An 8,403-nucleotide genomic window follows, 5' to 3' on the forward strand; every position below is an offset into this window, starting at 1 on the left:
CATGCTAACTTAACAGATAATCAAGTTACTTTTATTAAAGTATCTCAAGATTATGATGATGGTATACATATATATGAAGTAGAATTTCACTATAATAATAGAGAATATAATTATGATATAAATGCTATTAACGGCACTATATTATCGTATGAGCAAGACTAAAATACTAATATTAAATTTTTTAAGTTACTTAATATCTCCTATAAATTTTTATTTTTCTTGATTTTATGATAAAATTAAGTTTTTAGGAGGTATTCTTCATGTCTATAAGTAAAGATTTTTCAAAAGGAAGTGTATCTAAAAATATTTTAAAATTAGCAGTTCCTATGACTTTAGCTCAGCTCATTAATATTCTTTATAATATTGTTGACAGGATGTATATTGGAAGAATTCCTAATGCATCAAGTTTAGCTCTCACAGGTGTTGGAATAACTTTTCCTATTATAACCATAATAATGGCTTTTGCTAATTTATACGGAATGGGTGGTGCTCCACTTTGTTCCATTGAACGTGGAAAAGGAAATAATGAAAAAGCAGAAGAAATTATGGGTAATTCTTTTACTTTATTACTGATTACTGGATTAATACTTACTATTGTTATATTAATTTTTAAAAAGCCCCTACTATATCTTCTTGGTGCAAGTGATAATACCTTTTCTTACGCTAATGATTATATAACAATTTATCTGTTAGGTAGCGTTTTTGTAATGATCAGCTTAGGTATGAATAGCTTTATTAATTCCCAAGGTTTTGGTCGCATTGGTATGATGACTATTTTGGTAGGTGCCATAACTAATATAATCTTAGACCCAATTTTCATCTTCCTACTACATATGGGCGTAAAAGGAGCTGCCTTAGCTACTATAATTTCGCAGTTTCTTTCTGCACTTTGGGTATTACACTTTTTAAGTAGTAATGATGCTATACTTAAATTAAAAAAGAAATATTTTAAAATTAATATTATTCACTTAAAAAATATAATTTCCTTAGGTTTATCAGGCTTTATTATGGCAATAACCAATAGTATTGTTCAAATGGTCTGCAATGTTGCTCTCCAAAGTTACGGTGGTGATTTATATGTAGGAGTTATGACTGTGCTTAATTCCATAAGGGAAATAGTAATGATGCCTGTCCATGGTATTACCAGCGCATCACAGCCTGTACTTGGTTTTAACTTTGGTGCTAAAAAATATAAAAGAGTTAAAAGTGCCATAAAATTCAGCTCTATTTCATGTATAGCTTATACTACATCCATTTGGCTTTTACTAATGATCTTCCCTAAGTTTTTTATTAAATTATTTAATAATGAAGCCGATTTAATTACCTTAGGTACTCATTGCATGAATATTTATTTCTTTGGCTTCTTTATGATGTCACTACAAATGTCAGCTCAATCTATTTATGTAGCTCTTGGTGAATCTAAGAAAGCAATCTTCTTTTCACTGCTTCGTAAAATAATAATTGTGGTTCCACTTACTATATTACTTCCTAGATTATTTAATTTAGGTACAAATGGGGTATTTTTAGCAGAACCTATTTCCAACTTCATTGGAGGACTAGCTACTTATTCAACAATGATTTTAACAGTATGGAAAAATCTTAGTATTGAAATTAAAAAAGAAAATGAGTACATAATGCCTTAACATCATGTACTCATATTTTTATTTTCTTTCTTCTAAAATTTCTTCAAGAATTTCTGCTGCATCTTCTACACATCCTCTGCATGGACGTAATACTTTCCCAGTTCCTATACCTTTTAACTCCCTGCACATTACAGTAGAATTTTTTTCTTTAAATCTCTTTTCTATTTCCTGCAACAGCTCAATGTCATCTTCATTCCACTTAGCTGGTTCCTCCATATTTCTATTGCCTTTTATAAAATTAGCTATAACATATGCTCCCATTACAGCTCCACATACCTTATAAGCTCCACCACTATATTTTCTTACTATGGCTTTCATTGTTTCTTCATCAACATCAACTACATCACAAAATGCACAAGCAACAGCTTGCGAACATGTATATCTATTGCTATGTAGCTCTGCAGCTTTTGCTTTTCTATCTATCATATGCAATACCTCTTCTTTCCTCCATAAATAATACCTATATTTAAATTATACTTAAAATTATTATAGTTGTCATCTTTATAAAAAGTGCCTATTTTCAAAAATTTTCAATACTTTTTAATAAGTCAATTTTATTTTAAAATTTCTCTTATACGATTCGTATTTTCTTCTACCCATCTACATAAGCGTCTACCTTTAATTAGCTGCTCTCTTAATACTTTATCAGCAGTGATATAGCTATTATTAATTCCTTCATTATATCTAACTAAAAAATGAATAATCACATCTAGCCTACGTAACATAATCAAATATGGCATTACTTTTATTTCATCATCAGTTAAAGAGATAAACTTCTTATATCCTGTCATAAAGTTTGTTATATTATCAAATTTAACTTTATCATCTTCATCATTGGCAATAGCTTCTGATAAGCATATGGCTAAATCCATACATCTTAAATCTCTAGCAGTAAACTCAAAATCAAGAATTGCACAAATATTTCTTTTTTCATCTTCTAGCACATTAGAACTATTAATATCACCATGAATAAACTGATGAGGAAGCTCTCTTAATATTGGTATTATGTCTTTAAATTCAATAAAATATTTTTTCAATCCCCCTAAAATACCTCTTTCACTCTTAAAATCCTCAGGAGGATTATCACAAAAATCTATTACATCTTTTAAGGGGCATGTAGGATACGATTTTTCTAATTCATAGCAAGGCTGGTAGCTAGATTGTATTTCTATCTTTACTTGAGATAATTCTCTAGTTATTTCTCCTACAGCCTTACCAAGACTATAAAATTGTTTTTTATCTTTCAAATAAGGATTATTTCCTTTAATGGCTTTGGAAAGAGATGCTAATTTACCATCAATACTTAAAGCTACTGTATCGCCCTTAAAATTAACTTTAGGATTAGGTATAACAAAAGAAAGATTTCTTCTATTTAATTCCTCTAATATCTTATGCTCAAAACCTACTTTTTTCTTATCATTATGACTTTCATATATCCTCAAGACATATTCTTCTTCATTTATAACTAAAAACTTGGTGGTATTATTCATACCACTATTTCCATCCTTTACACTATAATTTATATCATTAAAATACTGTTTTAAAATATACTCAATATATTGCTCCTCCAAAACACTTCCTCCCTTTCTTTCATATTAATTATAAACTAAGAGATTACTTCTTGAAAATTTATTCTATACCTTATGAATTAATCCTATCACTTGAAGTTAACTCCATAGCAAGTATTTTTATAAATTTAAAACATTTTACATACTTTGTCGATTGTTGTATAATTAGCAAGGAAAACAATTACAATTTCAGAAAATTCTAAAGCTTAGATTTTTATTTATAATAAATATTAAATTTTTACACAAGAAAGGATAAACACTATGGCTAACATTGGAATATTTGACGTTTTAGGCCCAATTATGATTGGTCCATCATCTTCACATACAGCTGGTGCTGCTAGATTAGGTAAAATAGCAAGAACTATTGTTAACAAACCTATTAAAGATGTAACATTCTTACTTCATGGTTCTTTTAAAGAAACTTATAAAGGACATGGGACAGACCGTGCATTAGTTGCTGGTATCTTAGGAATGATGCCTGATGATGAAAGATTAAGAGATGCTCTTTTAATTGCTGAGAAAGAAGGATTAGAAGTACACTTCTTACCAGCAGATTTAGGACAAGTTCATCCTAATACAGTAAAAATCCTTATGACAGATTGTGATGATATTAATTGGGAAGTGCTTGGCTCATCTATCGGTGGTGGACTAGTTGAAATATACGAAATAAACGGAAATAAAGTTAAAATAACTGGAGAATATCCAACAATCATCACATGCCACGATGATATTCCTGGTACTGTATCAAAAGTTTCAACATTATTCTACGATAACGATATTAACATAGCTCATATGACTCTTGTAAGAAGTCAAAAAGGTAAAGATGCTACAATGACTTTCGAAGTAGATAACAATGTATCAGAAGAATTAATAGCTGCAATCAAAGCAGTTGAAGGTGTAAACCGTGTTATTTTAATAAATTCTTTAGGAGGTAATTAATAATGAAAATTGCTAGATCAGGTAAAGAACTTTTAGAAATCTGTGCTGCTGAACAAATTTCATTAAGTGAATATGCTATTCGTCAAGAAATGGAACTTAAAAATGTTTCTCGTGAAGATCTTTTTGCTCAAATGAAAATAACTCTTGATGCAATGAAAGAATCAGCTACTGCTGGTAGAGAAAAGAAGGTTTACTCTTTAAGCGGGCTTATAGGGGGAGATGCTTACCGTCTTCAACAATACTGCAATACTGGAAACTCATTAATGGGTAACGGAATTGTTATGGCTATGGCTATGGCTATTTCTTCTTCAGAAGTAAATGGTGCTATGGGTAAAATAGTTGCTTGTCCAACAGCTGGATCTTGTGGGATTCTTCCTGCAGTAATTCTAACAACTGGGCACTTATTAAACAAAACTGATGATGAATTAATTCAAGGTTTATTTGCCGCTTCTGCCATTGGAATGATTATCGGAATGAACGCTACATTCTCAGGTGCTGAAGGTGGATGTCAAGCTGAATGTGGTTCTGCTGCTGCTATGGCTTCAGGTGCTGTAGTTGAACTTATGGGTGGAACACCAAAGATGAGTTTAGATGCCGCTGCTATCATCTTTAAAAATGTATTAGGATTAGTTTGTGACCCTGTTGCAGGTCTTGTTGAAATACCTTGTGCAAAGAGAAATGTCTCTGGTGCAATAAATGCTTTATGTACTGCTGATATGGTTATGGCAGGTGTTAATTCAAAGATACCTTTTGATGATGCTGTTGCTGCTATGTACAAAGTTGGTACAGGCTTACCTGAAGAATTAAGAGAAACTGCTTTAGGTGGATGTGCTATTACACCAACTGGTAAAGCTCTCCAAGAAAAAGTTTTTGGTAAAAAGGAAAATTAGTAATAATTTTATATATATTCTTTAGAAAACAAAACTCTATTTAAATATTGAAAAGAAGCTTCCTTTCCACGGAAGCTTCTTTTCAATAAATATTATGCTAACAGTTCTTCTTTTCCTTTATAAATATTTACAAATTCAGATACTCCTTCTAATACCAGTTCTAAACCTAATATCACTATATGTTCTGCTATCTTAGAAAATGGATCAAATATTAATATACTAGATAAAACAAATTCAATTATAGCTTTACTCATTGGAAAAATAAACTTTTCTTTCCTAGTAAAATAATATAATCCTTCGTTTAAATAATTAGTTGCCTTATTTAAGCCTTCTAATCCCCAAAATACACCAACAATAAATAATGCATCACTTTGTCTTATAATTATTCCTATACCTATAGCAATAATAACTATTGCCCTTTCAAATTTTTTTCCTTCTAAAGTGGCATAATCCTTTGCTCTTATACCTTCTATGAGCATTATTATTCCTTTTATCAATAATATAGCTCCACAAAGGCTTGGAATCCATTTATAAATTTGCTGATGATTAACAATACATATAACTCCATTTAATATAATTAATATTGCTGATATGTATGCCCCAATTCCTCTTTTCATAGCTCTCACCTTTCCTTCTTCTTTTATCATTTAATATTTGCTATATATAATTCAATTATTTTATTAGAGAAAATCCTCTTTCATTATCTCCTGCAATATCAAGTTCATTAAATAGGCTCACTATTATCCCTTCATATTCTGCCGCACTTTTAGACTTTCTTATACGCTTAGCATACTTTTCACTGTCTTCAAAGCTATGAATCATATAAAACCAAAACTCTTTCATTTTATATAAAGCATTTTTATCACCAGAAAGAACTTCTTTGTATCTAGCATATATTTCATCATGAAAAGCTCTTAGAGTATCCTTATGTACTATAGATTTTTCTTTTATTTCTCCTATAAGTCCTGGATTAGCCATAAGTCCTCTTCCTAGCATAACTGTATCAATACTTGGACATTCAGACTTAAATTTCTTAAAATCTTCCACTGAAAAAATATCACCATTATAAACTAAAGGGTTCTTGCTTAATTTTATTGCATCCTTAAAAACCTCCATATTAGGAGTATTTTTATAAAAGTCTTGTCTTATTCTTGGATGAATTATTAGCTCTTCTAACGGATACTTATTAAATATTTTAATAAGCTCATAAAATTCATTTGGTGAATCTTTACCTATTCTTGTTTTTAACGATATTTTGCAATTTGCTCTTGAAAATATCTCTTCTAAAAACATATCTAATTCTTCTCTTTTTGCTAAAAATCCTGACCCCTTAAACTTAGAAACCACAGTTCCTGATGGACATCCTAAGTTTAAATTTATTTCATCATAGCCAAATTCATTTAGCTTTTCTGTTGTACTTAAAAAATATTCTACATTATTAGTAAGTATTTGTGGAATTACCTTCATATTTTTATTATGTTCAGGTTTTATATCATTTAATTCCTTTGATGTAAAACAATAATTCATTGTTGGTACTATAAAAGGCGTAAAATATTTATCTATTTCTTGTCCAAAAAACTTATTATATGCATTTCTATATATGTATCCTGTAACACCCTCTAGCGGTGCAAAATAAAATTTCATCCTATAACTCCTCATTTCAAGTATTTTACTAACTTTTTCACTTCATTTGTTTAAATATATTTTATACATTAAACATATTTTTGTATAGTAATTTAAAGATTATCTTATCATTAATGAAAATAAAAAATGACACAAATTATAGTGTCATTTTAAAAAACTACTCAATGCTTATCGAAGCAAAATATATTTTTCCATTTCTCTGATATACTTTCCTAAATCACTAGGATTATGAGCATCGGAAGCTGTATAAATTACCACACCTTCTTTCCTCATAGCTTCTAGCATATCATAATTCATTCCTAATGGCATATTTCCATAATTAATGGCAAGTCCACTACTTTCTTCTATATACATATTACTAGCATTAATCTGCTTTGCTAATTCAACATACATTGGATAAAATCCTCCTGGTGGAAAAGCCCCAAAACATTGCAATGCATTTGGATGTGCCAATCCATCAAACAACTTAGATTTTGCTAAATCAGTCAACAATTCAAAGTAACGTGTATATACCTTATTCATATCATAATCTTCACATTTCCATCTTTGCATTTTATCACCAAAGGACCATCCATCAATAAAATGAACTGCACCTACCATAAAATCCAATGGAAGCCTTTCCTTCCATACTTTTATTTGTTCTTCATGCTCTGGTGAATAACATACTTCAAGACCAAATTTCATTTTTATTGGAAACTTATATTTTTTCATTTCTTCTACAAATTTAAGATATGATTTAATACTACGTGCTTTTTTAACTTTATTTCCATACCAATTATTTTGACATGCATTATAATTCTTCATTTCATCATATAAAAAATAGAATTCCTTAAAAACATAGGTATGCTCTAAAAAATATACCTCTTTTATCTTTCTTTCAATGGCCTTTTTGACAAATTCATCTAGCCACTCCTTTGTATATGGCCCTTTTTCTAAATGTACATGAACATCGATCACCTTTTTCTCCCCCTTAAAATTATTAAGCCTATACTAAATTTTATAATTTTTAAGTATTTTTATTACTTTCCTTATTGCTTTAGAATTATAGCTAACTATTATCATATTACTTGCTCTTTTTTCTATGAATATTTATTAATTCAAACTTTCCTTATAATGTAAGTTCAAATATTATTATATGCTCTATTATCTTAAAAAATGAATGAAATATTAATATAATAGTCTGTAATATTATCATCATCAAAAAAACATCTACCTAATTTAGATAAATGTTTTCACTGATTAACTAGTATTTAAGATATGTTGTATTATCTGGTACTCCTGACACTGATACACTATCACTTTCATTAAGAGAATTGATAATTTTCATATCTTCATTGGAAATTTCAAAGTCAAATATATTTAAGTTTTCTTTTATTCTTTCCTTATTTGATGATTTTGGTATTGGAATAACTCCTCTTTGTACATGCCATCTTAAAATTATTTGAGCTATTGTTTTCTTATATTTCTCTGACAGGCCTATAATTAACTCATTGGAAAATACTCTTCCTCTCATTATAGGACTCCAAGCTACTAGCTGTATATTATTCTTTTGACAATACTGAAGCATTTCTTCTTTAGCACTTAATGGATGTATTTCTATCTGATTTACCATCGGCATTATTTGTGCAGTTTTCTTAAGCTCCTCTAAGTGGTGTTAGTATAAAGTAGTGGACACATTAAGTCGAACTAAGTAAAATAATATTTAGTTAAGAAAGGATG

General features: G+C 29.4%; 9 protein-coding genes and 1 pseudogene. 4 read left to right on the forward strand and 6 right to left on the reverse strand.

What is annotated here, in order from left to right; translation table 11 throughout:
• Nucleotides 1–33 precede the first annotated feature (33 nt).
• Nucleotides 34–162: a PepSY domain-containing protein gene (locus Q5O44_RS15215; protein WP_370545562.1), complete on the forward strand. Its 129-nt coding sequence runs from the start codon at nt 34–36 to the stop codon at nt 160–162.
• Nucleotides 163–260: 98 nt separating this feature from the next.
• Nucleotides 261–1,643, forward strand: coding sequence for an MATE family efflux transporter (locus Q5O44_RS04840; RefSeq protein WP_022167264.1), 1,383 nt, complete (start codon nt 261–263; stop codon nt 1,641–1,643).
• An 18-nt stretch (nt 1,644–1,661) separates the two neighbouring features.
• Here Q5O44_RS04840 and Q5O44_RS04845 read toward each other — a convergent pair whose 3' ends face one another.
• Together Q5O44_RS04845 and Q5O44_RS04850 are read right to left on the reverse strand one after the other, a co-directional pair.
• Nucleotides 1,662–2,069, reverse strand: coding sequence for a C-GCAxxG-C-C family protein (locus tag Q5O44_RS04845; protein WP_022167265.1), 408 nt, complete (start codon nt 2,067–2,069; stop codon nt 1,662–1,664).
• 128 nt (nt 2,070–2,197) lie between these two features.
• Nucleotides 2,198–3,214 (reverse strand): phosphotransferase, encoded by a 1,017-nt coding sequence (locus Q5O44_RS04850; protein ID WP_022167266.1) that lies wholly within the window; start codon nt 3,212–3,214, stop codon nt 2,198–2,200.
• A gap of 258 nt (nt 3,215–3,472) precedes the next feature.
• Between Q5O44_RS04850 and sdaAB the strand changes: the two genes are divergently transcribed.
• Both sdaAB and sdaAA read left to right on the forward strand, forming a co-directional pair.
• Entirely contained in the window at nt 3,473–4,150 is a 678-nt protein-coding gene (gene sdaAB / locus Q5O44_RS04855; RefSeq protein ID WP_022167267.1) for an L-serine ammonia-lyase, iron-sulfur-dependent subunit beta, read from the forward strand.
• A 2-nt stretch (nt 4,151–4,152) separates the two neighbouring features.
• Nucleotides 4,153–5,040 carry an L-serine ammonia-lyase, iron-sulfur-dependent, subunit alpha gene (sdaAA, locus tag Q5O44_RS04860; RefSeq protein WP_022167268.1) on the forward strand — a complete coding sequence of 296 codons (888 nt, stop codon included), beginning with the start codon at nt 4,153–4,155 and terminating at the stop codon, nt 5,038–5,040.
• Nucleotides 5,041–5,132: 92 nt separating this feature from the next.
• Here the strand turns inward: sdaAA and Q5O44_RS04865 are convergent, their stop codons facing one another.
• From Q5O44_RS04865 to Q5O44_RS04880, 4 genes and pseudogenes are all read right to left on the reverse strand, one after another.
• Nucleotides 5,133–5,657: a DUF308 domain-containing protein gene (locus Q5O44_RS04865; RefSeq protein ID WP_291662991.1), complete on the reverse strand. Its 525-nt coding sequence runs from the start codon at nt 5,655–5,657 to the stop codon at nt 5,133–5,135.
• Between the two features lie 55 nt (nt 5,658–5,712).
• On the reverse strand, nt 5,713–6,684 hold the full coding sequence (locus Q5O44_RS04870; protein ID WP_022167270.1) for a tRNA-dihydrouridine synthase: 972 nt from the start codon (nt 6,682–6,684) through the stop codon (nt 5,713–5,715).
• 168 nt (nt 6,685–6,852) lie between these two features.
• Complete coding sequence (locus tag Q5O44_RS04875) at nt 6,853–7,641, reverse strand: PHP domain-containing protein (protein ID WP_022167271.1); 789 nt, start codon at nt 7,639–7,641, stop codon at nt 6,853–6,855.
• A 286-nt stretch (nt 7,642–7,927) separates the two neighbouring features.
• Nucleotides 7,928–8,323, reverse strand: a pseudogene (locus Q5O44_RS04880) (aldo/keto reductase); the annotation flags it as partial.
• Nucleotides 8,324–8,403: the final 80 nt, after the last annotated feature.

This window comes from Clostridium sp. CAG:221 (genome assembly GCA_000435835.1).
In the GTDB taxonomy this organism is placed as follows: Bacteria; Bacillota; Clostridia; order Clostridiales; family Clostridiaceae; genus Clostridium.

Excerpts from the sequence above, each read along its gene's own strand:
- Q5O44_RS04840 (WP_022167264.1), top strand. The coding sequence starts at position 261 with ATGTCTATAAGTAAAGATTTTTCAAAAGGAAGTGTATCTAAAAATATT.
- Q5O44_RS04845 (WP_022167265.1), bottom strand. The coding sequence starts at position 2,069 with ATGATAGATAGAAAAGCAAAAGCTGCAGAGCTACATAGCAATAGATAT.
- sdaAA (WP_022167268.1), top strand. The coding sequence starts at position 4,153 with ATGAAAATTGCTAGATCAGGTAAAGAACTTTTAGAAATCTGTGCTGCT.
- Q5O44_RS04865 (WP_291662991.1), bottom strand. The coding sequence starts at position 5,657 with ATGAAAAGAGGAATTGGGGCATACATATCAGCAATATTAATTATATTA.
- sdaAB (WP_022167267.1), top strand. The coding sequence starts at position 3,473 with ATGGCTAACATTGGAATATTTGACGTTTTAGGCCCAATTATGATTGGT.
- Q5O44_RS04870 (WP_022167270.1), bottom strand. The coding sequence starts at position 6,684 with ATGAAATTTTATTTTGCACCGCTAGAGGGTGTTACAGGATACATATAT.